General features: G+C 71.8%; 22 protein-coding genes. 12 read left to right on the forward strand and 10 right to left on the reverse strand.

The features are described 5' to 3' along the window. The first annotated feature begins 428 nt into the window (after window positions 1–428). Window positions 429–1,184, forward strand: a complete 756-nt coding sequence (locus M8I34_RS18565) for a hypothetical protein (protein WP_250050537.1) — start codon at window positions 429–431, stop codon at window positions 1,182–1,184. Between the two features lie 94 nt (window positions 1,185–1,278). Next, window positions 1,279–1,815 (forward strand): GNAT family N-acetyltransferase, encoded by a 537-nt coding sequence (locus tag M8I34_RS18570; RefSeq protein ID WP_250050538.1) that lies wholly within the window; start codon window positions 1,279–1,281, stop codon window positions 1,813–1,815. Window positions 1,816–1,872: 57 nt separating this feature from the next. Here M8I34_RS18570 and M8I34_RS18575 read toward each other — a convergent pair whose 3' ends face one another. Then, on the reverse strand, window positions 1,873–2,910 hold the full coding sequence (locus M8I34_RS18575; protein WP_250050539.1) for a hypothetical protein: 1,038 nt from the start codon (window positions 2,908–2,910) through the stop codon (window positions 1,873–1,875). 208 nt (window positions 2,911–3,118) lie between these two features. Between M8I34_RS18575 and M8I34_RS18580 the strand changes: the two genes are divergently transcribed. The 4 genes from M8I34_RS18580 to M8I34_RS18595 are packed head-to-tail and all read left to right on the forward strand — an operon-like array spanning window position 3,119 to window position 5,532. Next, window positions 3,119–3,499, forward strand: a complete 381-nt coding sequence (locus M8I34_RS18580) for an MmcQ/YjbR family DNA-binding protein (RefSeq protein WP_030085530.1) — start codon at window positions 3,119–3,121, stop codon at window positions 3,497–3,499. Between the two features lie 58 nt (window positions 3,500–3,557). After that, window positions 3,558–4,145, forward strand: coding sequence for a TetR/AcrR family transcriptional regulator (locus tag M8I34_RS18585; protein ID WP_250050540.1), 588 nt, complete (start codon window positions 3,558–3,560; stop codon window positions 4,143–4,145). After that, window positions 4,142–4,999, forward strand: coding sequence for an MBL fold metallo-hydrolase (locus M8I34_RS18590; RefSeq protein WP_250050541.1), 858 nt, complete (start codon window positions 4,142–4,144; stop codon window positions 4,997–4,999). Before M8I34_RS18585 ends, M8I34_RS18590 begins: the two co-directional genes overlap by 4 nt. 26 nt (window positions 5,000–5,025) lie before the next feature. Further along, the gene (locus M8I34_RS18595) at window positions 5,026–5,532 is read left to right on the forward strand and encodes an NUDIX hydrolase (protein ID WP_250050542.1); all 507 of its coding nucleotides are present in this window, start codon (window positions 5,026–5,028) and stop codon (window positions 5,530–5,532) included. Window positions 5,533–5,547: 15 nt separating this feature from the next. On the opposite strand, the gene M8I34_RS18600 is transcribed toward M8I34_RS18595, so the two are convergent. After that, window positions 5,548–7,188: an AMP-binding protein gene (locus M8I34_RS18600; RefSeq protein ID WP_250050543.1), complete on the reverse strand. Its 1,641-nt coding sequence runs from the start codon at window positions 7,186–7,188 to the stop codon at window positions 5,548–5,550. Beyond that, window positions 7,185–8,888, reverse strand: coding sequence for an AMP-binding protein (locus M8I34_RS18605; RefSeq protein WP_250050544.1), 1,704 nt, complete (start codon window positions 8,886–8,888; stop codon window positions 7,185–7,187). The genes M8I34_RS18600 and M8I34_RS18605 overlap by 4 nt, the downstream gene beginning before the upstream one ends. Before the next feature lie 93 nt (window positions 8,889–8,981). On the opposite strand from M8I34_RS18605, the gene M8I34_RS18610 reads away from it, so the two are divergent. Continuing rightward, complete coding sequence (locus M8I34_RS18610) at window positions 8,982–9,827, forward strand: LuxR C-terminal-related transcriptional regulator (protein WP_250050545.1); 846 nt, start codon at window positions 8,982–8,984, stop codon at window positions 9,825–9,827. A 104-nt stretch (window positions 9,828–9,931) separates the two neighbouring features. Continuing rightward, window positions 9,932–10,495 (forward strand): GNAT family N-acetyltransferase, encoded by a 564-nt coding sequence (locus M8I34_RS18615; protein WP_250050546.1) that lies wholly within the window; start codon window positions 9,932–9,934, stop codon window positions 10,493–10,495. A 40-nt stretch (window positions 10,496–10,535) separates the two neighbouring features. Here the strand turns inward: M8I34_RS18615 and M8I34_RS18620 are convergent, their stop codons facing one another. The 6 genes from M8I34_RS18620 to M8I34_RS18645 form a co-directional block, all read right to left on the reverse strand. Further along, window positions 10,536–11,831: a GNAT family N-acetyltransferase gene (locus M8I34_RS18620; RefSeq protein ID WP_250050547.1), complete on the reverse strand. Its 1,296-nt coding sequence runs from the start codon at window positions 11,829–11,831 to the stop codon at window positions 10,536–10,538. Between the two features lie 123 nt (window positions 11,832–11,954). Further along, entirely contained in the window at window positions 11,955–13,196 is a 1,242-nt protein-coding gene (locus M8I34_RS18625) for an XdhC family protein (protein ID WP_250050548.1), read from the reverse strand. Window positions 13,197–13,232: 36 nt separating this feature from the next. Next, window positions 13,233–14,690, reverse strand: a complete 1,458-nt coding sequence (locus M8I34_RS18630; protein WP_250050549.1) for an NCS2 family permease — start codon at window positions 14,688–14,690, stop codon at window positions 13,233–13,235. Between the two features lie 249 nt (window positions 14,691–14,939). Continuing rightward, entirely contained in the window at window positions 14,940–17,321 is a 2,382-nt protein-coding gene (locus tag M8I34_RS18635) for a xanthine dehydrogenase family protein molybdopterin-binding subunit (RefSeq protein WP_250050550.1), read from the reverse strand. A 2-nt stretch (window positions 17,322–17,323) separates the two neighbouring features. Further along, window positions 17,324–17,923 carry a (2Fe-2S)-binding protein gene (locus tag M8I34_RS18640; RefSeq protein WP_030991385.1) on the reverse strand — a complete coding sequence of 200 codons (600 nt, stop codon included), beginning with the start codon at window positions 17,921–17,923 and terminating at the stop codon, window positions 17,324–17,326. After that, the gene (locus M8I34_RS18645; RefSeq protein WP_250050551.1) at window positions 17,914–18,813 is read right to left on the reverse strand and encodes a xanthine dehydrogenase family protein subunit M; all 900 of its coding nucleotides are present in this window, start codon (window positions 18,811–18,813) and stop codon (window positions 17,914–17,916) included. The genes M8I34_RS18640 and M8I34_RS18645 overlap by 10 nt, the downstream gene beginning before the upstream one ends. Window positions 18,814–19,083: 270 nt before the next feature. On the opposite strand from M8I34_RS18645, the gene M8I34_RS18650 reads away from it, so the two are divergent. The 3 genes from M8I34_RS18650 to M8I34_RS18660 all read left to right on the forward strand — a co-directional run bounded on the left by M8I34_RS18650 (window position 19,084) and on the right by M8I34_RS18660 (window position 23,317). Further along, window positions 19,084–20,763 carry a PucR family transcriptional regulator ligand-binding domain-containing protein gene (locus tag M8I34_RS18650; protein ID WP_244418036.1) on the forward strand — a complete coding sequence of 560 codons (1,680 nt, stop codon included), beginning with the start codon at window positions 19,084–19,086 and terminating at the stop codon, window positions 20,761–20,763. A 366-nt stretch (window positions 20,764–21,129) separates the two neighbouring features. Then, on the forward strand, window positions 21,130–21,984 hold the full coding sequence (locus tag M8I34_RS18655; protein ID WP_284050509.1) for a hypothetical protein: 855 nt from the start codon (window positions 21,130–21,132) through the stop codon (window positions 21,982–21,984). A gap of 457 nt (window positions 21,985–22,441) precedes the next feature. Further along, the gene (locus M8I34_RS18660; protein WP_250050553.1) at window positions 22,442–23,317 is read left to right on the forward strand and encodes a hypothetical protein; all 876 of its coding nucleotides are present in this window, start codon (window positions 22,442–22,444) and stop codon (window positions 23,315–23,317) included. A 35-nt stretch (window positions 23,318–23,352) separates the two neighbouring features. Here the strand turns inward: M8I34_RS18660 and M8I34_RS18665 are convergent, their stop codons facing one another. Beyond that, a complete protein-coding gene (locus M8I34_RS18665; protein WP_250050554.1) occupies window positions 23,353–24,051 on the reverse strand; it encodes a GntR family transcriptional regulator in 699 nt (232 codons plus the stop codon). Between the two features lie 173 nt (window positions 24,052–24,224). On the opposite strand from M8I34_RS18665, the gene M8I34_RS18670 reads away from it, so the two are divergent. After that, window positions 24,225–25,064, forward strand: coding sequence for a (2Fe-2S)-binding protein (locus tag M8I34_RS18670; protein ID WP_250050555.1), 840 nt, complete (start codon window positions 24,225–24,227; stop codon window positions 25,062–25,064). Window positions 25,065–25,133: the final 69 nt, after the last annotated feature.

Genomic DNA, 25,133 nt, shown 5'->3' on the forward strand with positions numbered 1-25,133 from the left:
GGGAGAATCCAGTGCGGTGGCAGTGCCCGCCCGACAGGAAGGGCGAGCCTCTCCCCCACCGCGGAGCCCGCCTGCCCCACCTCCCCCTCGATCTGTCTCTCTCCACCACAGACTCCGTCCGGCGGCGCGATGTCCTGTCGCGCCCGATTCTCGCGCTGCCGGACGGGCACCACAGCGGGCCCGGAATCCGTACGGTCACGGATTCCGGGCCCTGCCTGCGCCACAGGCCGGGCCCTGCCCGCGCCGCACCAGCCATGACGGCCCTCGTGCGCCGCGGTGCGCTCCCCCCGTGCGCCGTGACCCCCCTGCGGTCTCTTCCCCACCTGCGGCTCTCCTCGCAAATCGCCCCCCTCCGCCCGCTTTTGGAGAGACCATGGGGGCAGCAGCAGATCCGACCTGTCTGCCGCCCGACCTGCCAGGAGCCGACCATGGCCGACAGCGTGCCGGTGCGGTGCCCCACGTGCCGCCGCGAGAACGCCTTCACCCCGCCCACCTTCCCGTGCGCGTGCGGTGCCCCGCTGACCATGCCCGTGCTGCGCGGCGGGGTGCCCGTCGAGATACAGCACCGCACCTGGCAGGCCTCCTGGGTGGAGGTGCGGTGCGAGGTCTGCGGGCGGCAGGACGAGTGGCCGGCGCCGGAGTCCGGCTGTGTCTGCGGGACGGTCGTCCGCGTCCCCGTCGCCCCCGCGCCCGCCCAACCGCCACCGAACTTCCCCTCGTTCGGCCCTCCCACCCCGAAGCCCGCACCGGCACCCGCCCCGGCGCCCGCCCCCGAGGCCCCGCGCGCCGTCCTGCGGCCCGCGTTCCGCCCGGTCACGATCCGTACGGCCCGCGACTGCGTCACCGCCGCCGAGCAGTATCTGAAGTGGCTGGGCTACGCCGATGCCGCACGGACCCAGGAGCGCACCGCCTCCGGCGTCGACCTGCGCGGTACGGGCGTGGTCGCCCAGGTCGACCCGACCACCCGCGCCACCCAGCTGCGCGAGATCGAATGCGTCTGGCTCAACGGCCTCAACGACTCCGCCATAGCGGTCTTCTTCTCACTCGCCGGCTACGCCCGAGACGCCCGCTCCCGCGCCGACGAACTGCACATCCCGCTCTTCGTCATGGACCTCACGGGCACCCCACAACCGGTCAACGACCCGGCCGACGAACTGATCAAGTACGGGGCGACGGGGCGGTGACCGTGCGGCGTGAGCACGCACGCACCACGTGACCTCCGGACGCCGCCTACAAAAACCACTCGCCGCGCCCGTCCGGACCCGAGACACTGACCCGGTGATCATCCGTACCCCCTCCCTCACCGAGCTGCCCGCCCTGCGCGCCATCGAGCGAGCCGCCGGGGAGCCATTCCGCGGACTCGGCATGGCGTCGGTCGCTGACGACGAGCCGCCGTCGTTGGAGCAGTTGGCGGAGTTCCAGCGAGCGGGGCGGGCACTGGCCGCATACGAAGAACCGGCATGGGCGGACGAGGGCCACGGCCTGGTCGGTTTTCTGCTCTGGGAGCCGGTCGACGGATGTACCCATATCGAGCAGGTGTCGGTCCACCCGGACCAGGCTCGCCGCGGCATCGGCCGGGCGCTCATCGACCGGGCGGAGCGGGACGGTGGCCGGGGCGCGCTGACCCTGACCACCTTCACCGAGGTGCCGTGGAACGCGCCGTATTACGCCCGGATCGGGTTCCGGGTACTCCCCGAGGCCGAACTCACACCGGGACTACGGGCGATCCGTGCCCATGAGGCGGCGCTGGGGCTCGACCACTGGCCGCGGGCCGGGATGCGGCGGGATTCCGGCTGGTCGGGCTCCAGGTCGTGAACCTGCCGGTCACCGGACCGCCGAACCGCAGCCGCACCCCCACCAGGCACGAGGTTGTCAGACAATCGAAGGTACCTTCGACCGCACGGCATTCCCGTCCAGTGCCTGTTCGGCCCGGCTGCTCATCATGTAGGCGAAAGCTGAAAGATGACCTTGCTGGCGCGCCCAGTCTGAACTCATCCGGATTCTGATCACGATCCTGTCCATCCGAATGACCGCTTGGACGGCCGGAGAGCCGCCTTCATCCAGCGAGAGCACCTTCTGGTCTTCGTTGGCGACGTATGGGCGGGAGAAATAACTGCTTTTCCCGACCGCAACAACATCGAAGTCGTTGGGGTGGGATGCGTAATCGGCTGCTGCCGCAGCGGGGTTGGAATAGGCGTCCACGTAGAACCTCGCCTCGCGGGAGCCGGGCAGTTCCCAAGCCACGACGCCATAGCTATGCACTTCACCGTCGGACTTGCAGAAAGTGCATACCATTCTCTCCACGAACGAAGGGCCGCTCGCGACCGCCCAGCCAGGGGGCAGGCTTCCTCGATCCGGAAGGATCTTCGCAACAAGACTCTCAGCGCGGAGAGATGTGGGCACAGACGTCGGGTGCCCCTTCTGCGCGCGCTCAGCGCGATCGGGAGGATCGCCGGTGATCAGACGGACACCGCCGTATAAGGCGAGCGCCAAGACGGCCACCAGCGCGACGACCATCACGACCAACGAGCTTCGAGTGGTGTGGGTGTGGGAAATCGTCAACGGCCCCAGCGAGATCTGACTGCTACGAATCCTGCTGCTTTGGATGACGATGCTTTCGGTGGTGTTCGCCGGCGGAGCGGGCGGGTGCCCGTCGGCGAGCGCAGCTTTCAGATTCGTGGTGAACTCCGGGTCAGCCAGAAGCACGTCCCGCAGCGCGGCCTCCAGCCTCTGGGCCGCGCCTGGGTCCGCCGGGTCCGCGTCTACGCCGGCCAGGGCAACGCGGCCCCGCTCGGAGCCGCCGAGTCGCGAACGCACGAGCTCACCGACTGCCTGCCCCAAACCCGTCCCCGCGGAGGTAGCCGCGCCCGTTGCCATGCCGGTCAAAATCTGAACAGCCGCTGATGCCAAGCTCCCTGCTGCTTCCATTCGCCCCCCCCAGGCTCGGATGCAATGACGTAACCATGGCGGAAGCGGGACGGGACGGCCAGGGTGCGAACGGGTCTCTACAATTTTGTCCTCGGAGAACATGGCATGCCCGGCCACCGCGGAGGGCACGCAGGAGCCAGGTTCCGCAACGAGTAGTCAGATGCCGGCGTGTGCCGGACATAATGACGGAATGATCGACGCGAAGGCCCTGCGGGCCGTCTGCCTGGACTTCAATGGAGCGGTCGAGGAATTCCCCTTTCCGCGGCACCCGGATGTCTCGACCTTCAAGGTCGGCGGCAAGATCTTCGCGCTGACGACGCTGACGGATGCGCCGCTCACCGTGAGCCTCAAATGTGATCCCGAGCTGGCGGAACGGTTGCGTGCGGCCCACCCCGAGGTGGTGCCGGGCTATCACCTCAACAAGCGGCACTGGAACACCGTTTCACTGGAGGGCGACCTGTCCGACCGGCTCGTCCTCGACATGATCGAGGACTCGTACGACCTCGTGGTCGCCTCGCTGCCGAAGGCCCAGCGCCTGTTGCTCGACTGGCCGGGAGAGCGACGCCCCTGAACTGCCTTCCGGACACCGCTCCTTGTTATCTATAGACCGGTCGGTCTAGGGTTCCCGTATGGCGCACTCACGCGGGGACACCCGCGCCCGGATCCTGCACACCGCCGCCGAGCTCTTCCAGCGGCAGGGCTATGGCGCGACGGGCCTCAATCAAGTACTGACGGCCAGCGGAGCCCCCAAGGGCTCGCTGTATTTCCATTTCCCCGACGGCAAGGAGCAGTTGGCCGCGGAGGCGATGGCCCTGGCCGGGGCCGAGATGGCGGAGCGGATGGCCGAGGCCGCAGCCGCCGCTACCGGACCGGCCGAGGCGATCGCCGCTCTCGGTGCGCTGCTGGCGCAGGCGCTCGAGGACTCCGACTACCGCGACGGCTGTCCGGTCGCGACCGTCGCCCTGGAGGAGGCCGGAGACACCGGTCCGATCCACGACGCCTGCCAACGGACATATGAGCTCTGGCTGTTGGGGATCGGCGAACGGTTCCGGGGCTGGGGCCTGGCCGAGCAGGAGGCGCAGGAGCTGGCCGACCTGGCGATGTCCGCACTGCAAGGTGCACTGCTGCTGGCGCGGGTGCGCCGCGACAGCGCCGTCATCCATACGGTCGCCCGCCAAGTCGGAGCGATCGCCGCGCAGGGAGCGAGTGACCGATGAACACCATGAACCCGGGCGGCAAGGAACGCCCCACCCGAGTGCACCACCTCAACTGCGGTTCCATGATGAGCATCGAGGCCACGTATGAGGGGCCGCCGCCGCTGCATGCCGTCTGCCACTGTCTGCTGGTGGAGACGGACCGGGACGGTCTGGTGCTGATCGAGACCGGTCTCGGACTGGACGATGTGCGCCGGCCGCAGGACTCGCTCGACCCGGAGTGGAGGGAGCTGGCCCAGCCGGAGCTGCGACCTGCTGAGACGGCCCGGCAGCAGATCGAGCGACTGGGGTACGCGGTCTCGGACGTCCGGCACATCGCGCTGACCCACCTGGACGTGGACCATTGCGGCGGGCTGCCGGACTTCCCCGAGGCACAGGTGCATCTCATGGCCTCCGAACTGCGGGCCGCCATGGCCGAGGCGCCCAGCTTCCGCTACCGCCCGGCGCACTGGGCGCACGGCCCGCGCTGGGTGACCTACGAGCCGGACAGCGCCGGGGGCGAGGAGTGGGCGGGCTTCGCCGGGGTCCGTCCGCTGACGGGGGTGGCGAGCGAGGTGCTCATGATGCCGCTCGGCGGGCACAGCGCGGGGCATGCCGGCTTCGCGGTCCGTGACGGCGAGGGCTGGCTGCTGCACGCGGGAGACGCCTACTTCTACCACCGGGAGATCGCCGCGGACGACCCGCACTCGCATCCTCTGATGGACCTGATCCAACTGAACGCCCAGGTGGACGAAGAGCTGCGGATCGCCAATCAGGGGCGGCTGCGGGAAGCCGCGGCAGGCGGCGCCGGCGAGGAGCGGATCAGGGTCATCAACGCCCATGACCCGTGGGACTTCCGCAGCCTCGGCGGCGCCTGACCGGGGCCGCGGCGTACGCTCCGACGATGCGAATTCACCGCCGGGCAGCCCGTGTTGCCGTGCTCGACGCCGACGGCGCGCTCTTCCTCCTCCGCTACGACAACGAAGAGGTGGGGGTCCACTGGGCGATGCCCGGTGGCGGGCTGGATCCCGGGGAGACTCCGCGGGCGGGGGCGCGGCGCGAGCTGCGGGAGGAGACCGGCTGGACCGATCTGGAGCCGGGCCCGCTGCTGGGCACCTGGGAGCACGACTTCACCCGGGCGGGCATCCCCGTACGGCAGCATGAGCACCTCTATCTCGCCCATGGGCCGCGCAGGGAACCGGCCGAGGGTGTGGCGGCCGCGCACGCGGACGACAAGATCCTGGACTGGTGCTGGTGGAGTCCGGCCGAGCTGGCCGGCTGCGCCGACCCGCTCTGGCCGCCCCGGCTGCCGGACCTGCTCGCACCGTGGCGCGGTACGGCAGGCGACGCCACCGTGCCGGACCCGGTCGACCTGGGGTACGTCCCCAACGGGGCGTCGCCGCCCCGTTGACCGCCGGCCCCGGAATCACTGCGCTACGCGCCCCAGCTCCTCCGCCAGCCGCTCCCGGAGCTCGATCTTGCGGACCTTGCCGCTGACGGTCATCGGGAAGGCGTCGAGGAGGTGGAGGTGGCGCGGCACCTTGTAGTGGGCGAGGCGGGAGCGGCAGTAGTCGGCCAACTCGTCTTGGGTGAGGGGGTCTTGGGGGTCTCGGAGGATGACGCAGGCGGCGACCTCCTCGCCGTACTTCTCGTCGGGGACGCCGACGACCTGGACGTCCGCGATCTTGGGGTGGGAGTAGAGGAACTCCTCGATCTCGCGCGGGTAGACGTTCTCGCCGCCCCTGATGATCATGTCCTTGATGCGGCCGACGATCCGGACATAGCCGTCGTCGTTCATCACCGCGAGATCGCCGGTGTGCATCCACCGGGCGGCGTCGATGACCTCGGCGGTGCGTACGGGGTCCTCCCAGTAGCCGAGCATCACGCTGTAGCCGCGGGTGCACAGCTCGCCCGGCTCGCCGCGCGGCACCGTCACCCCGCTCGACGGGTCGACGACCTTCACCTCGATGTGCGGCAGCACCCGGCCGACGGTCGCGGTGCGGTGTGCGAGGTCGTCGTCCCGGCGGGTCTGGGTGGAGACGGGGGAGGTCTCGGTCATGCCGTAGCAGATGGAGACCTCGGCCATGTTCATCTCGGCGACCACCCGCTTCATCACCTCCTCGGGGCACGGCGAGCCCGCCATGATGCCGGTGCGGAGGGAGGAGAGGTCGTAGGAGGCGAAGTCGGGGTGGTTGAGCTCGGCGATGAACATGGTGGGCACGCCGTAGAGGGAGGTGCAGCGCTCGTCCTGGACGGCCCGGAGGGTGGTGACGGCGTCGAAGGCGGGGCCCGGGATGACGATGCAGGCGCCGTGCGAGGTGGCGCCGAGGTTGCCCATGACCATGCCGAAGCAGTGGTAGAAGGGCACCGGCAGACACACCCGGTCCTGCTCGGTGTAGGCGACGGTCTCGCCGACCCAGTAGCCGTTGTTGAGGATGTTGTGGTGGGAGAGGGTGGCGCCCTTGGGGAAGCCGGTGGTGCCCGAGGTGTACTGGATGTTGACCGGGTCGTCGGCAGTCAGCGTCGTGGCGCACTCGTCGAGCCGGGTGTGCGGGACGGTGGCGCCGGCGGCCAGCAGCCCGCCCCAGGTGCGGTCGCCGAGGTAGACCACCTCGCGCAGCGCCGGGCTCTCGGCGCGCACCTGCTCGATCATCCCGCGGTAGTCGCTGGTCCTGTGGTGGACCGCGGAGACCAGGAGGGTGATGCCGGCCTGTTGCAGGACATACGCCAACTCGTGGACGCCGTAAGCCGGATTGACGTTGACGAGGATGGCGCCGATCTTGGCGGTGGCGTACTGGACCAGCACCCATTCGGCACAGTTGGGCGCCCAGATGCCGACCCGGTCTCCCTTGCCGACGCCCTTGGCGAGCAGGCCGAGGGCCACCTCGTCGACCGCACGGCCCAGTTCGGTGTAGGTCCAGCGGCGGCCGCTCGCCACCTCGACCAGCGCCTCACGGTCACCGAACCGGGCGATGGTGCGGGCCAGATCGGCGCCGATGGTGTGCCCGAGCAGCGGCCGTTCGGCGACGCCGCCGGCGTACGACAGCTCCTGGTGCGGCTGGCTCATCGGTAGTTCTCCTCGCGGTACTCGGCGCCGCCGTCGCCCTGCGCGGTGCGCTCACGCAGTTCGATACGGCGGATCTTGCCGGAGACGGTCTTCGGCAGTTCGGCGAACTCCAGCCGCCGGATGCGCTTGTAGGGGGCCAGGACTTCGCGGGAGTGCGCAAAGATCAGCTTCGCGGTCTCCGGGCCGGGCGACCACCCGGCCGCCAGCACGACATACGCCTTGGGCACGGCCAGCCGTACGGGGTCGGGGGACGGCACCACGGCGGCCTCGGCCACCGCCTCGTGCTCCAGCAGGGCGCTCTCCAGCTCGAACGGGGAGATCTTGTAGTCGGACGCCTTGAAGACATCGTCGCCGCGCCCGATGTAGGTGATCCGGCCCTCGCTGTCGCGGGAGCCGATGTCGCCGGTGCGGTAGTAGCCGTCGGCCATCGCCTCCGCGGTGCGTACCGGGTCGCCCTGGTAGCCGGTCATCAGACCGACCGGCCGGGTGGACAGGTCAAGGGCGATCTCTCCCTCGTCGGCCGGTGCGCCGCTGACCGGGTCGAGCAGGACGACGTCGAAGCCGGGGGTGGGCCGTCCCATGGAGCCCGGTTTGACCGTCTGCCCCGGGGTGTTCGCCACCTGGACGGCGGTCTCGGTCTGCCCGAAGCCGTCCCGGATCGTCACGCCCCAGGACTGCCGCACCTGCTCGATGATCTCCGGGTTGAGCGGTTCCCCGGCGGCGACGATCTCCCGCGGCGGGTTGCGCAGCGCCGTCAGGTCGGCCTGGATGAGCATCCGCCAGACGGTGGGCGGGGCGCAGAAGCTGGTGACGTGGGCCCGGTCCATCTCGGCCATCAGCCGGGCCGCGTCGAAGCGGGTGTAGTTGTGGATGAAGACGGTGGCCTCGGCGTTCCACGGCGCGAAGAGATTGGACCAGGCGTGCTTGGCCCATCCGGGCGAGGAGATGTTGAGGTGCACATCGCCGGGCCGCAGACCGATCCAGTACATCGTCGCGAGGTGGCCGATGGGGTAGGACGCATGGGTGTGCTCGACGAGCTTGGGGCGGGCGGTGGTGCCGGAGGTGAAGTAGAGCATCAGGGGGTCGTCGGCCCGGGTGGGCCCGCCCGGCTCATAGCTGTCGGGGCTCTCGTAGGCCTGCTCGTACGCCAGCCAGCCGACCGCCGCGCCGCCGACCGCGATCCGGGTGTAGTCGCCCGGTACGTCGGCGAACTTGTCGGTGTCCGCGGCGCGCACGATGACATGCCGGGCCCGGCCGCGGTCGATCCGGTCGGCGAGATCGGCGGCGCCGAGCAGCGGGGTCGCCGGGATGACGACGGCGCGCAGCTTCATCGCGGCCAGTGCGGACTCCCACAGCTCCACCTGGTTGCCGAGCATCATGACGATCCGGTCGCCGGCCCGTACCCCGTTGGCGGACAGCCAGTTGGCGGCCTGGTCGGAGCGGCGGCGCAGCTCCTCGAAGCTCAGCCGGGTCTCGGTGCCGTCCTCCTCGACGAGGTGCAGCGCGATGCGGTCGTTGCCGTGGGCGATGGCGTCGAACCAGTCCAGTGCCCAGTTGAAGTGCTCGGGGCGGGGCCAGCGGAACGCCGCGCGGGCCGCGTCGTAGTCCTCCCGGTGCCGCAGCAGGAGATCCCGCGCCGCCCGGAACGCCTCGGTGGCGGCCGGCGCGCGGCCCGTCGCACCGTTTTCCCTGTCCGTCATGTGTCCTCCTCATTGCCGCACCGCTACCTGCCATCGTGTAATCAGTGGCGCAGGTCTCACCACCCCCGAACGGGGGGAAGCGGAGGATTCGGCGTGCGGCTCGAGCCGGGAGCGAACGATGCGGTGGACGTACGGGCGGCGCTGTCGCGGCTGCGGCGGGCGAGCGGTCTGCCGGTGGCGTTCGGCGGTCTGCTGGCCGGTACGGGGCGCTACCGCATCAATGAGCTGGCCGGTACGGAGACCACGGTGCTGCGCGGCCTGGACATCCTCCAGGGCAACGGGCTGGGCGGGAAGGCCGTGGCGCTGTCGCGGCCACTCGCGGTGACCGACTACAGCGTCTCGCCGGTGATCAGCCATGAATACGACACGGCGGTGGCGGCGGAGGGGCTGCGGTCGGTGCTCGCGGTGCCGGTGATCGTCCGGCGCCGGGTGCGCGGGGTGCTGTACGGGGCGCTGCGCCGCCCGGTGCGGCTCGGCGACCGGCCGCTGTCGGCGGCCGTGGAGGCGGCCCGGGAGCTGGAACAGGCGCTCCTGCTCCAGGACGAGGCGGCCCGGCTGCTGTCCCTGACCCGTCAGCCCACCGCCGCCGATCCGGCGATGTGGGAGGAGGTACGGGAGGCGCACGGCGAGCTGCGCGTGCTGGCGCAGCGGGTCACCGATCCGCTGCTGCGGCAGGAGATGCTGGCGGCGTGCGGCCGGCTCGCGGCGGCCTCGTCACGGCGGCCCGGCGCCGGCGAGGCGGTCCCTGCCCTGTCACCGCGCGAGAGGGACGTCCTGGCCTGCGTCGCGTCGGGCGCGACGAACGCGGTGGTGGCGGAACGGCTGGGTCTGGGCCCGGAGACGGTGAAAAGCTATCTGCGGTCCTGCATGCGGAAGTTGGGGGCGCACACCCGCTTGCAGGCGGTGAGCGCGGCGCGCCGGGCGGGGGCGTTGCCGTAGGGGCGCGGGCCGGCTCCCCGCGAGCCGGCCGCCCCCTCCGTCCGGCACTCCCCCGCCCGTCAATTCGCTTGCCGCCCCGCTCGGGGCCCGGAGATCATCCCCCCATGATCGATGCCACCGCACTCTCCGAGAAGCCGGTGCTCACCGGGGACCGGGTCCGCCTCGTACCGCTGTCGGTACGGCATGCGGCCGCCTTTCACGCCGCCTGTCTGGACCCGGAGACCCGTCGGCTGACCGGTAGCCACCACGACTTCACGCGGGAGGAGATACAGGCCTGGTGCGCCGGCAGCGCCGACCGCGCGGACCGGCTGGATCTCGCGGTCGAGGACCGGGAGACCGGGGCCTTCCTGGGCGAACTCGCCCTGAGCCAGATCGATCCGCCGAACGCCAACGGGAGCTTCCGGATCGCCCTCGTCCCGGGCGCCACCGGCCGCGGTATCGGCAGCGAGGCGACCCGGCTGCTTCTCGACCACGCCTTCGACCGGGTGCGGCTGCACCGCGTCCAGCTGGAGGTCTTCGACTTCAACGCGCGCGCCCGGCGGGCGTACGAGAAGTGCGGCTTCGAGGTGGAGGGGCGGATGCGGGAGGCCCTCTTCTGGGACGGTGCGTGGCACGACGTGTTCGTGATGGCGGCGCTGCGGTCGCGGCGGCCCGGGGGCGCGGGCTGAGGCAACGGGGCGGACACCCCGGCCGGCCCGCGCCCGTCGCTCAGTGGTTCTCCCCGGTGAAGGGCAGCCACGCGGTCTCCAGGGCGGCGTCCAGGCGGCGGACCGCGCCCGGGGTGTGCTCGGTGGCCAGCCCGGCGTGGACGAAGTGCCGCAGGGGGGTGCCGCCGAGGTAGCAGGAGGCCAACTCCCGTACGTCCAGGGAGATGTCGGGCGCGTCGTGGGTGGGCTCCCAGGTGGTGCCGGAGGAGCCGGTGGGGTCGGCAGGGCCGGTGGGACCGGTGGGGCCGGTGGTGGTCAGCCGGAAGCGGCCCGCGTTGGCCGGCAGGGCGGTGTCGCGCAGGTCGAGGACGAGGTCGACCGGCGCCGCCCAGGAGCGGGCGGTCAGCGCGGTGCGGACGTCCACCAGCCGGAGCCACAGATTGGGTTCCTGGCCGGTGACGCGTACCTGGTCACGGTCGGCGGCCAGGTACAGAAGCGGGTCGTCGGCGGGGCGGGACCCGGCCCGTACGGTCGAGGTGAGGTCGATGGAGGCGAGGTAGGACCACAGGGCGGCCGCGGCCGGTGCGGATTCCGCCTCCAGCTCGTCGACGCGGACCACGCCGGGGCCCTCGCCCGGCCCTCGGGTGCGGTAGAACGCATAACCGCCGGGCTGCTCACCGGGGGCGCCGAGCACCACGACACGCACCGGCCCGAATGCCTCCTGACCGACGTTCATGCGGGCGCCGTCGAGGTCCAGCGCCCCGGCGCGCCACCAGCTCTCGTCGCGGGTGAAGCGTCCGGCGCGCTGCGGCAGCGTCGCGTCATAGCGCGGTGCGAGCATCGCGGGCGCCTCGGCCGGGTCGATCAGCCGCAGCGGCCGGCTGTCGGGTGCTGACCGCAGGGCGAGCGGACGGGACGCGTCGATCTCGATGCCGTACGTCTCGGTGGCGGCGCCGAAGCCGTAGCGGCCGTAGATGGCGCTCTCGGACGGCCACAGGCAGGCCAGCGGCCGCCCGTCGGCGGCGCAGCGGCGCCAGAGCTCGTCCATCATCGAGTTGAGGATGCCGCGGCGCCGGTGCGTGGGCAGCACGGAGACGAAGTCCACTGCGGCGCATGGGAGTTGACTGCCCGGAACGGTCATGGTGCGGCGGTGCGCCCCGGTCAGTCCGGCCAGTTGCCCGCCGTCGTACGCACCGATCCGGAGGCCGTCCCGCAGCAGGTCCCGGTGGAAGCTCCGGGTCCGGTCACCGGGCTTCAGGTGGAAGACCGTGTAGCTCAGATCCAGGGCCCGGTCGAGATCGGCCTCGGCGAGTTCCCGGATGTCCGTGGTGGCGTGGGCGGCGTCGTCAGTGGTCACCGGGGGACGCTAACGCGGCGCCGCGGGGGCGTCATCCGGTTTTCGGGCGCGGTGCCGGCCCGACCTCAGGTCATCCGGCCGCCGGGCCCGCGCCATCGGGCCCGCACCGCCGGGCCCGCCCCCTCAGGCCACCGATCCGATCCGCCCCACCGGCCGGGCCGTCTCGTGGTGGATGGGGGTGTGCGCGCCGGTCAGCGGTACGCCGGTGCCGCCGCGGCGGTTGGCGACGATCTCGGCGGCGATGGACAGCGCGGTCTCCTCCGGGGTGCGCGCGCCGAGGTCGAGGCCGATGGGCGAGCGCAGCCGGTTCAGTTCGAGCTCGGTCAGACCCGTGTCGCGCAGCCGCCGCTGGCGGTCCAGGTGGGTGCGGCGCGAGCCCATCGCGCCGACGTAGGCGACCGGGAGCCGGAGCGCCCGCTCCAGCAGCGGTACGTCGAACTTGGCGTCGTGGGTCAGGACGCACAGCACCGTACGGGGGTCGAGGTCCTGGGAGTCCAGATAGCGGTGCGGCCAGTCGACGACGATCTCGTCGGCGTCCGGGAAGCGGGTCCTGGTGGCGAAGACGGGGCGGGCGTCACAGACCGTGACGTGGTAGTTGAGGAACTTGCCGACCCTGACCAGCGCGGCGGCGAAGTCGATGGCGCCGAAGACGATCATGCGGGGCGGGGGGACGGACGATTCGACGAGGAGGGCGACGGAGGGGCCGCACTGCGATCCGATCGCCTGCCCCACGCCCTCGCCCGTGGCGTCGTCGTCGGGCACCGGGCCGGAACCGATCCCGATCGTCGTGGTGCGCCCGGCGTCCAGCAGGGCGCGGGTCTGGGCGATCGCGGTGCGGTCGAGGGCGGGGTGGCCGCCCAGGGTGCCGGTGTGGCTGCCGTCGGGGCGGACCAGTACGGCGCGGCCGAGGAGCTCGGCGGGGCCGTCGATGATCCGGGCGACCGCCGCCGCCTCCCCCGTGGCCGCGGCGGCCAGCGCGGCGGTGAGGGTGCCGGCGGTGCTGTCCGCCGGCTCCCCCGCCGCCGTGCCGTCGCCTGCCGGACGCGGGGCGCCCGTACGTACCGGCTGGACGAGGATGTCGATGACGCCGCCGCAGGTCAGGCCCACGGCGAAGGCGTCCTCGTCGCTGTAGCCGAAGCGCTCCAGGACCGGCTGACCGGTCCGGAGCGCCTCCTGGCACAGTTCGTACACCGCCCCCTCCACGCATCCGCCGGAGACCGACCCGATCGCCGTGCCGTCGCTGTCGACGGCCAGGGCGGCTCCGGGCTGGCGGGGCGCGCTGCCGTTGGTGGCCACCACGGTGGCCACCGCGAACTCGCGGCCCTGCCCGACCCACCGGTGCAGCTCTTCGGCGATGTCCAGCATGTCGGTCTCCTTACGGACGGGGGAGAGGGCGGGCGGTTACTTGACGCCCAGCCACTGCTCGATCGGATGGAGCGAGAAGTAGATGACGAAGATCGCGGTCAGTACCCACATGAAGCCGCCGACCTCGCGCCATTTGCCCTGTGCCGTCTTAATGGCAACGTAGGCGATGACGCCCGCGCCGACACCCGCAGTGATGCTGTAGGTGAACGGCATCAGGGCCACGGTCAGAAAGACCGGGATGGACACCGAGCGGTCGCTCCAGTCCACGTGACCTGCGGCGCTCATCATCATCGAGCCGATGACGACGAGAGCGGCCGAGGCCACCTGGGCCGGCACGAGCTGGGTGAGCGGCGTGAAGAACAGGCAGGCCGCGAAGAACAGACCGGTGACGACGGACGACAGGCCGGTACGCGCCCCCTCGCCGACGCCGCTCGCCGACTCGATGAACACGGTCTGACCGGACGAACCGGTGAGGCCGCCGATCGCACCGCCCGCGCCGTCCACGAACAGCGCCTTGGACAGGCCCGGCATCCGGCCCTTGTCGTCGGCCAGCTTGGCTTCCGTGCCGACGCCGATGATGGTGGCCATGGCGTCGAAGAAGCCCGCCAGCACCAGGGTGAAGACGATCATGCCGACGCTGAGCGCGCCGATGGAGCCCCAGCCGCCGAACTCGACATGGCCGAAGAGGCCGAAGTCGGGCATCGCGACAGCGCTGCCGCTCAGCTCCGGCGGCGTACCGCCCCAGTCCTTGGCCGTCAGCCCGCCGATCCTGGTCACGGCGATGGACAGGACGCTGCCGGCCACGATGCCGATGAGGATGGCGCCGGGCACCTTGCGGGCCTGGAGCATGAAGATCAGCAGCAGCGTGACGCAGAAGAACAGGACCGGCCAGCCGGACAGCTGGCCGTGGAGACCGAGGGTGACGGGGCCGCCCTCGCCCTTGCCCACGAAGCCCGCCTTCACCAGCCCCAGCAGGGCGACGAACATGCCGATGCCCATGGTGATCGCGTGCTTGAGCGCCAGCGGGATGGCGTTCATGATCATCTCGCGGAGGCCGGTGACCACCAGCAGACAGATGACGACGCCGTAGATGACACACATGCCCATGGCCTGCGGCCAGGTCATGTTCGGGACGACCTGGGCGGTCAGGGCGGCGGAGACGTTGAGCCCGGCCGCCAGGGCCAGCGGTACCTTGCCGATGAAGCCCATCAGCAGCGTGGAGACCGCCGCGGCCAGCGCGGTCGCGGTGACCACACCCGCATGCGCGAGGGTGTTCTTCTCGACGTCCGGAGTCGACAGGATCAACGGGTTGAGCAGGAGGATGTAGCACATCGCCATGAAGGTGGTGATGCCACCGCGCACCTCGCGCGCGAGCGTCGATCCTCTGTCGGATATGTGGAAGTACCGGTCGAGCCAGGACCGGCCGGCGGGCTGGCGCGAGCCGGCGCCCGCGTCGTCCGCCGTGGTCCTCGGCTCTGTGGACTGCTGGGTCATGGTGCCTTACTCCCAAGGTTCACAGGGGCACTCGCAGCGAGTGCGAGATTTGGGATGAAACTTCGGCTGCACGACCCGGGGGACGGCCCGAGACGAACGGTGGGGTACTGACTCCGACGAGGCGGAGCAGCGACTGCGTGGTGCGAGGGGGGAGGGCTCCGGGCGGTGAGCGGAGGAGGACGGACAGGGACACCCCTGACACCCGCCGCCCGGAGGCCGGTGTCCGGGGGATCGCCCCCGGACGGCTCTCTATGTGCCGGTGAGGTGCTCGGGGCGTACCGGCGTCTTGTTGAGCTCCAGCCCGGTCGCGTTCCGGATCGCCGCGAGGACGGCCGGGGTGGACGACAGGGTGGGGGCCTCGCCGACGCCGCGCAGCCCGTACGGGGCGTACTCGTCGGCGAGTTCGAGCACATCGACCGGGATGGTCGGGGTGTCGAGAATCGTGGGGATGAGGTAGTCCGTGAAGGAGGGGTTGCGCACCTTCGCGGTCTTGGGGTCGACGATGATCTCCTCCATGACCGCCACGCCGAGGCCCTGGGTGGTACCACCCTGGATCTGGCCGACGACGGACAGCGGGTTGAGCGCCTTGCCGACGTCCTGGGCGCAGGCCAGCTCGATGACCTTGACCAGGCCGAGTTCGGTGTCCACCTCGACGACCGCGCGGTGGGCCGCGAAGGAGTACTGGACGTGGCCGTTGCCCTGGCCGGTGACCAGGTCGAAGGCCTCGGTCGGCCGGTGCCGCCACTCGGCCTCGATCTCGACGGCCTCGTCCTCCAGCACGTCCACCAGGTCGGCGAGGACCTCGCCGCCGTCAGTGACGACCTTGCCGCCCTCCAGGAGGAGTTCGGCGGTGGCCCACGCCGGGTGGTACGTGCCCATCTTGCGGCGGCCGATCTCCAGGACCTTCTCGCGGACGAGCTCGCAGGAGTGCTTGACGGCGCCGCCGGTGACGTAGGTCTGACGGGAGGCCGACGTCGAACCGGCGCTGCCCACCTGGGTGTCGGCGGGGTGGATCGTCACCTGGGTGACCCCGAGCTCGGTGCGGGCGATCTGCGCGTGGACGGTGACACCGCCCTGGCCGACCTCCGCCATCGCCGTGTGCACCGTGGCGACCGGCTCGGCGTTGATGACCTCCATGCGCACCTTGGCGGTGGAGTAGTCGTCGAAGCCCTCGGAGAAGCCGACGTTCTTGATGCCGACGGCGTAGCCGACACCGCGGACGACGCCTTCGCCGTGGGTGGTGTTCGACAGGCCGCCGGGCAGCTGACGGACGTCGGCGCCCTCGCTGGACTCCCACTGGCGCTCCGGCGGCAGCGGGCGGGACTTGACGCGGCGCAGGATCTCGGCGACCGGGGCCGGCGAGTCGACCGGCTGCCCGGTCGGCAGGAGCGTGCCCTGCTCCATGGCGTTGAGCTGGCGCAGCTCGACCGGGTCCATGTCCAGCTTGGCCGCCAGCTTGTCCATCTGTGCCTCGTACGCGAAGCACGCCTGGACCGCGCCGAAGCCGCGCATGGCGCCGCAGGGCGGGTTGTTCGTGTAGAGCGCGACGGCCTCGATGTCGACGTCGTCGATCACGTACGGACCCACCGCCAGCGAGGCGGCGTTGCCGACCACGGCCGGGGACGCGGAGGCATAGGCGCCGCCGTCCAGCACGATCCGGCACTTCATGTGCGTGATCTTGCCGTCCCTGGTGGCGCCGTGCTCGTACCAGAGCTTCGCCGGGTGCCGGTGGACGTGGCCGAAGAAGGACTCGAAGCGGTTGTAGACGATCTTGACCGGCTTGTTCGTGCGCAGCGCCAGCAGGCAGGCGTGGATCTGCATCGACAGGTCCTCGCGGCCGCCGAAGGCGCCGCCGACGCCGGAGAGCGTCATCCGGACCTTCTCCTCGGGCAGGCCGAGGACCGGGGCGATCTGGCGGAGGTCGGAGTGCAGCCACTGGGTGGCGATGTAGAGGTCCACCCCGCCGTCCTCTGCGGGCACCGCGAGGCCGGACTCCGGGCCGAGGAAGGCCTGGTCCTGCATGCCGAAGACGTACTCGCCGGAGACGATGACATCGGCCTGCTCGGCGGCCCCGTCCGCATCGCCGCGGATGATCGGCTGACGGTGGACGATGTTGGGGTGCGGGACGTGCCCGGCGTGGTGGTCGTCGCGGCCCTCGTGGAGCAGCGGCGCGCCGTCGGCGGTCGCGGAGGCCTCGTCGGTGACGACGGGCAGCTCCTTGTACTCGATCTTGATCTTGGCCGCCGCGCGCCGCGCCGTCTCCGGGTGGTCGGCGGCGACCAGGGCCACCGGCTCGCCGTGGTGGCGGACCTTGCCGTGCGCGAGAACCGGGGTGTCCTGGATCTCCAGGCCGTAGTTCTTGATCGAGGTGGGCAGGTCGTCGTAGGTCAGCACGGCGTAGACGCCGGACTGGGCGAGCGCCTCGGAGGTGTCGATGGAGACGATCTCGGCGTGCGCGACGGTGGAGCGGAGCGTGAAGCCCCACAGCATGTCCTCGTGCCACATGTCCGAGGAGTACGCGAACTCGCCGGTGACCTTCAGCGTGCCGTCGGGGCGCAGGGTGGACTCGCCGATGCCGCCCTTGGTCTGCGACCCCTGGGTGATCTTGGTGGGGGTTCCGGTGGTTCCCATGGTCAGACCACCTCTTCCTGACCCTGGCGGGCGGCCGCGAGCCGTACCGCGTCCAGGATCTTCTCGTAGCCGGTGCAGCGGCAGAGGTTGCCGGACAGCGCCTCGCGGATGTCCGCGTCGGTCGGCTGCGGGTTGTGCTCCAGCATCTCGTCGGCGGCGACCAGGAGGCCGGGCGTGCAGAAGCCGCACTGGACGGCGCCCGCGTCGATGAACGCCTGCTGGATCGGGGAGAGTTCACCGCCCTCGCCGGTCTGCGAGTCGGTGCCCTTGGCCTGCCACTGCTGCGCGGCCTGGAGAGAGGTGCCACAGGCGCCGGAGGCACAGCCGCCACCGGGGTGGACGTCCTCGCGGTGCTTGGCGTAGTCGGCAAGGCCCTCGACCGTGACGACCTCGCGGCCCTCGACCTGCCCGGCGGCGACCAGACACGAACAGACCGGCACACCGTCGAGGCGGACCGTGCAGGAGCCGCATTCGCCCTGCTCGCAGGCGTTCTTGGAGCCCGGCAGGCCCATCCGCTCGCGGAGGACGTACAGCAGGCTCTCGCCTTCCCAGACGTCGTCGGCCTCCTGCTGACGGCCGTTGACGGTGAATGTCACGCGCACTGTGCGCCTCCCTTGGTGCCGTGGGTGTTGCCGCGGTAGGACTCCCAGGTCCAGCCGAGGGTGCGGCGCGCCATGATGCCGACCGCGTGCCGGCGGTACTTGGCGCTGCCGCGCACATCGTCGATCGGGTTGCAGGCGCCGGAGGCGAGCTGCGCGAACTGCTTGGCGACGGACGGCGGGATGGGCGCCGCCGACTCCCAGAAGCCGCCCTCGTCCAGCGCAGCGGCGAGGAAGTCCTCGGCCTCGCGGGCCCGTACGGGGGTGGGTGCGGCGGAGCCGATGCCGGTGCGCACCGTGCGGGTGTCGGGGTGCAGCGCGATACCGAACGCGCAGACCGCGATCACCATGGCGTTGCGGGTGCCGACCTTGGAGAACTGCTGCGGGCCGTCCGCCTTGGGCAGGTGCACCGAACGGATCAGCTCGTCGGGCTCCATCGCGTTGCGCTTGACGCCGGTGTAGAAGTCGTCGATCGGGATCATCCGGCGGCCGCGTACGGATTCCACCTCGACGTCGCAGCCGGCGGCCAGCAGCGCGGGGTGCGCGTCACCGGCCGGGGAGGCGGTGCCGAGGTTGCCGCCGACGCCGCCGCGGTTGCGGATCTGCGGGGAGGCCACCGTGTGCGAGGCCAGGGCCAGGCCCGGGAGTTCGGCCCGCAGATTCTCCATGATCTTGCTGTACGGGACGGAGGCGCCCAGGCGTACGGTCTTCTCTCCGACCTCCCACTCGCTCAGGTCACCGATGCGGTTCAGGTCGAGCAGGTACTCGGGGCGGCGGTGGTCGAAGTTGATCTCGACCATCACGTCCGTGCCCCCCGCGATGGGCACAGCGGTAGGGTGCTCGGCCTTGGCGGCGAGCGCCTCCTCCCAGCTGGCGGGGCGAAGGAAGTCCATCGTTGGCCTCTTCTACGAATTCTACGAGATCGGGTCGTTCGCTACTCATGGTGAGGACGCTGCACTGGCATCGCCACGGAGCCGTTCATGTCTTGTTCATCGAATGCGTTCAGTGAACGCGCCCCGGGCCCACCCGGTGCAGTCACCGAAACCATGAAGCGGTTGGCTGGCCAAGCCACCTGTCTTGTAGATTCGAACGAAAGACGAGGCTCCGAAACCTCGCGGTATTCCACCGGCAACACCAGACAGCAAAGAACGGCGGGCGAGGTCATGCGGCTCCGCGCACTCCTGGACACCCCCACCCTGGGCCTTCGGCTGCTCGGGGGCGAGGACGAGCTGGACCGCACGGTACGCGGCGTGATGACCACCGACCTGCGCGACCCCAGCCGCTATCTCTCCGGCGGCGAGCTGGTGCTGACGGGTCTGGCCTGGCGCCGCGAGCCGGACGACTCCGAGCGGTTCGTGCGCATCCTGGCCACCGCCGGGGTCGCCGGTCTCGCGGCCGGCGAGGCGGAGCTGGGCTCGGTCCCCGACGACCTCGTACAGGCCTGTCTGCGGCACCGGCTGCCGCTGTTCTCGGTCGTCGAGGACGTCTCGTTCGCCTCCATCACCGAGCATGTCGTCCGCCAGGTCTCCAGCGAGCGGGCCGGTGACCTGGCGGCCGTCGTGGACCGCCACCGGCGGCTGATGACGTCGGGTCCCACGGGCGGCGGCCCGGAGGTGGTCCTGGACCTGCTCGGCTCCGACCTGGACCTGCGCGCCTGGGTGCTCTCCCCCACCGGCCGCCAGATCGCCGGCTCGACGCTGGCGGACGCCGGGCCCCCGCTGTCCGGTGAACTGGCCGCCCGGCTCGCGGGCGAACATCTGGCGGCCGCCCGTACGGGCCGCCGCGGCCCGCACCGCGTCACGGTCGAGACGGGCGACGCGCCGGGCGGCGCCACCTTCTCGCTGTTCCCGGTCCGCCACGAGGGCCGTGATCTGCGCCAGACGCTGCTGAGCGACTGGCTGCTGGCCGTCGAGGCGGACGCCGGCGACTGGTCCGCGGAGCGCCTCGACCTGCTGCACGGGGTCACCCAGCTGATCGCCGTGGAACGCGACCGGCGCGATGCGGCCCGTACGGTCCGCCGCCGGCTCGCCCAGGAGGTGCTGGAGCTCGTCCAGACCGGCGCACCGCCCGCCGAGATCGCGGCCCGGCTGCGGGTGGCGGCCCCGGTGCTGCTGCCCGGACTGGGCGCCGCGCCGCACTGGCAGATCGTGGTGGCCAGGGTCGAGTGGGAGGACGGCGACGTCCCCGGCGGCCCGGTGGCGCAGACCCTGCTGGAGGAGATGCTGGTCGACCCCGGCACGTTCGGGCCGGAGCCCTCCGACCGCATCGCCGTGGCACACACCGGCGACGAGGCGGTGGCGCTGGTGCCGCTGCCCGCCCCGGACGAGCCCGGGGACCCCTCGGCAACCGGTCTGCACGCCGGTGAGCTGCTCTCCGTCGTCCAGGAGCCGCTGGGCCGCGGTCTGGCGGACGACGGCCGGCTGACGGTCGGGGTGAGCGCCGCGGTCCACTCGGCCGAGGGCCTGCGCGGCGCCCTGGAGGAGGCCCGGCACGCCCGCCGGGTCGCCGCCGCCCGCCCGGGCCGGGTCTGCGCCGCCGGACACGAGGAGCTGGCCTCGCACGTCCTGCTGCTGCCGTTCGTGCCGGACGACGTCCGCCGGGCCTTCACCGCCCGCCTCCTGGACCCGCTGCGCGACTACGACCGCAAGCACCGCGCCGAACTGATCCCCACCCTGGAGGCGTTCTTGGACTGTGACGGCTCCTGGACCCGCTGCGCCGGCCGCCTCCACCTGCACGTGAACACCCTCCGCTACCGCGTCGGCCGCATCGAGCAGCTCACCGGCCGCGATCTGTCCCGCCTGGAGGACAAGCTCGACTTCTTCCTGGCACTGCGGATGAGCTGACGCGGCGGCGTCCCATGAGCTGACGGGGCAGCGTCCCACGGATTCCGTCGCCCGGCGGCGGGATCCGGGCCGGCCCCCTGCGCTTCCCCGGGCCCGGCCGGTTCGATCCGGCGGGGCCGACTACTCCGTTCGGGGTAATTCGATCGGGCGGCATCGCGCCCGACGTGGCCGGCCGGCGGCCGACCGCCGGCGCGGCGCAGCGCCCGATCAGGGCCGTGTATCGCTTTCCGACCGCCCGTCGAGCGATTGTGAATTCATTCACCCACCCCCTTGGCCGCACCACGGCATTCGTGCTGAGATTCGCCCACAGCTCCAATTTCCAGGCTCAATGGCGCGCTCGGGGAGGGCAATGTGGCGGACACCGCCATGTCGGAATCCGCGGATTCCGCGGATCCGGTCAGTTCTGCGGATCCGGTACCGCTCGCGGTACCAGCACCCGCATCAGCACCGGAGACAGGCGCAATCGGCACGGTCGAGGGGGACGGTCCCCTCGACCGTGCCGTTTGGCGGCTGCGTTCGCGCGGCTGCTGGGACGATGCGGCCGCGCTGCTGGAACCGCACTCCGTCCATCACGCGCCGTCCGCGCTGCGTCGCGCCGCGCTGCTGGTCGAGCGGTGCATGTTCACGGCCACCGGCTGGGCGGGGGCCGAGGACGCGCTGCGCACCGCCGAGGCGCTGGCGGGCGACGACGACGAGCGGGGCGGCGCGGCGTGCGAGCGCGGCCACCTCGCGTACGCCGCCACGGTCCTGGGCGTCCGGGACCGGGCGGACGAGGCACGCTCGGCGCTCGGCCGGGCCGCCGCGCTGCTGGCGCCCACCGCGGCCGGCCGGCCGCTGCTGGACTTCCGCCGCGGGCTGATGGCCGAGCATGTGGCCGACAGCCCGGACGCGGCACGGGCCGCCTACCGCCGCGCGCACGCCGGCGCCACGGCGCACGGTGACACCCTGCTGTTGTCCTTCACCTGGCGTCATCTGGCCGGGCTCGCGCTGCGCGACGGGGAGGTGGCGGAGGCCCGGCACGGTTTCGCCGAGTCGCTGCGGATCCGCGAGGAGCTGGGCTTCCTGGTCGGCACGGCGCCGGCCCTCGTGGCGCTGGCCGACGCCGCACCGGACGGCGACGCGGACCGGCTGCGCGCCGAGGCGGCCCGGCTCTTCCGCCTCATGGGCGGCGTTCCCACGTGGCTCGCCGACCATCTGTCCACCGGCGTGCCGGCGACCTAGCGGGTTCCGCGGCGCGCGACCCGAACGGGCGACGGGCGACGGGCGACGGGCGACGGGCGACGGGCGACGGGCGACGGGCGACGGCCAACCCTCCGCACTCCGCAGGGGGTTGGCCGTCGCCTGTTTCGCTGTCGTCCTTGCCCGCTGAGCCCACTGACCCGCTCGCCGTCAACCCCCCGTAGTCGGCCATGCGAGCTCCCCCGACGAATGGCTGAATCCGAACGGTCCCCGCGGCGGATCGGCCGGGGTGTGACGGTTGCCTCACCGGTCGTCCGTCGACGCGCCAGGCGAACCCTGAGGTGGGACTATGGGCCGAAGGCCGGGGGCAGTGGCGTCTCACGACGCCCCATGGGCCCCGAGAATGGCCGCAAGTCGCACTGTGAGGCGGCGGCGGGGTATGGATGCTGGTCCGGGACCAGCCGGCCCCACCCACTGGCACAGCCTTTCAGGAGGCCACATGACAGCAGGAGTGACCAACACAACCGCTGCAACCGACTGGGGCAAGGCGGATTTCGAGGCGATTTACAACTGCCCGGATCCCCGCCGGTACTTCACCACACTGCACCCCCTGGAGTACCAAATTCCGCACCACGGCCAAGCGGTGTTCCGTGCCGTGGCCGAGACCCTGCAACGGCACCGGAGCGACCGCCCGCCACTGAACGTCGTCGACCTCTGCTGCTCGTACGGGGTCAACGCCGCGCTGCTCAACCACCGGCTGTCCCTCACCGATCTCTACGGCCGCTACACGGCGAACGGCCAGGCCATGCCGTCCACCGGCCAACTCACCGAGGAGGACCGCACGTTCTTCGCCACCCGGCGGCGTGCCGAACCCTTCCGGATCACCGGCATCGACGCGGCGGACCGTGCCGTCGGCTACGCCCGGTCGGTCGGTCTGCTCGATCACGGCTTCGCGGAGAATCTGGAGCTCGACGAGCCGAGCCCGGAGCTGCGGAAGGTGCTGGCCGACACCGATCTGATCACCGTCACCGGCGGTGTCGGCTACATCTCCGCGCGTACCTTCGGCCGCCTCTTCGACTGTGTGTCCTCGCCGCCCTGGGTCGCCGCGTTCGTGCTGCGCGAGGTGTCCTACCGGCCGGTCTCCGCCCTGCTGGCCCGGGCCGGCCTGGTGACGGAGAAGCTCACCACCCGCACGTTCCGGCAGCGGCGGTTCGCCGACGGCAACGAGCGGCAGGCGGCGTTCGAGGCGCTGGCCGCCCGCGGCCTGCCCACCGCGGGCAAGGAATCCGACGGCTTCTACCACGCCGATCTCTATCTCTCCCGGCCCGCCGCCGATGTCGCGGCGCTGCCACTGGATGAGCTGCTGCCCGGCTAGAGCCATCTCCCTGGACCGTGGGCGGGCGGACTCGCTCAGTGCGGGTGTCGGGCCACCGACACGTGCTCGCGGGCGATCCGCTCGGCCACCGCGTACTCCCGGGCGACCAGGGCGTCGAGCAGTGCCGTGTGCTCGGAGGCGTCGGCCAGCAGCTCGGCCGTGCGCCTCCGGGGACCGTCGGCCGGCGGCCACTGGGCACGGCGCAGCAGATCGCCGGTGACCTCGGTGAGCCGTCGGTTGCCGGTGAGCGACATCAGGGCTTCGTGGAAGGCGTGGTCCGCCTCGGCGTAGCCGACCCGGTCGCCGTGGGCGGCGGCCGCGACGCCCGCCTCGGCGAGCGGGCGCAGCGCCTCCCAGCGCTCGGGGGGCAGCGCCCGGGCCAGCCGGACGATCGCGGGCACCTCCAGCATCGCCCGGACCTCGGCCAGCTCGGCGAGGTCACGGGAGCTGCGCTCGGCGACCCGGAAGCCGCGGTTGGGCACGACCTCGACGGCGCCCTCGCCCGCGAGCTGCTGCATGGCCTCGCGGACCGGGGTCGCGGAGACGCCGTAGCGCTCGGCGAGCGCGGGCGCGGAGTAGACCTCGCCCGGGATGAGCTCCCCGCCGACCAGCGCATGGCGCAGTGCGGCCAGCACCTGGCCGCGGACGGAGTGCCGCCGGGGTACGGCGGGGCCGGCCTGCGCGGGCACCCAGGCCCGGGCGTGCGGCTCCTGTTCCGCTGTGCCCTGCTCCATGACGGTTCCTCCTGACGTTTCCAGCACCATAGGCGGCGCGCGCCACAGTTCAAATTGCGGAGCCCGTACGGAAGCCTGGGGGCCGCGGCAGGACTGGCGCTCGGCGGGCACGGGTAAGTCTTCGAGTAAGGTAAGCCTTACCTGTTAACGCTCGCGATTCGGTGGTCTCCCGCATGACTCGTGCCCCCGCCGCCCCGCCCGCCGCACACCCCGTCGCCAAGGCCTACACCCGGCTCTCCGCGGCGTTCCCCGGCCTCCAGGTCGCCCTCTGGGACACGGCACCGCCCAGCGGCGACGGCTGGGTGTGCGCGGCCGGGCTCGCAGCCGGCGGCCAGAGCCTGGACACCTTTCTCGCCTGGGACGACGCCCAGATCGTGCGGGATTACGGCCGGCGTGCCCGGCCGGACGTCATCGCGAGCTTCGCACTGCACCGCTATGCCTGGCCCGCCTGCCTGTTGATCACCATCCCCTGGTTCCTGCACCGCAGGGTCCCGCGGCTGCCCGTGCAGGACGTCTCCTTCCAGCGCGAGCTGGGACGGATGGCGGTGCGGATCGGCACGTTCAGCTGCCTGCCGGACGACCCCGCCGCGGCGCTGCCCGGCGCCCGGGTCGTACCGGACGAGGAGGCACTGCGGGCGGAGGTACGGGCGGCGGTGGCCCAGCATCTCCAGCCCGTACTGGAGGGCTTCCGCACCCGGATGCGGCGCGGGCCGCGGGCGCTGTGGGGCATGGCGTCCGACGAGATCGTCGAGGGCCTGTGGTACCTGGGGCATCTGCTGGGCGAGGAACCACGCGCGGTGGCCGCACTGGAGCAGCTGCTGCCGGGGGCCACCGCTCCGTACGTGGGGAGCGCGGGATTCCGCGAACTGACCGGGCCGCAGGGCGAGGTGCTGGCGACCCGGGACCGCGCCAGCTGCTGCATGTTCTACACCCTGCGCCCCGACGACACCTGCGTCACCTGCCCGCGCACCGCCGACGCGGACCGCATCACGCGCCTCACCGCAGCCACCTGACCCCTGGGCCACTCGTCAGGCCACCTCCCGCATCCCGGCTCAATCCGCCAGCGCCATAAGGGAGTTCAC

This window comes from Streptomyces sp. MCA2, from assembly GCF_023544705.1.
Taxonomy (GTDB): domain Bacteria; phylum Actinomycetota; class Actinomycetes; order Streptomycetales; family Streptomycetaceae; genus Streptomyces; species Streptomyces decoyicus.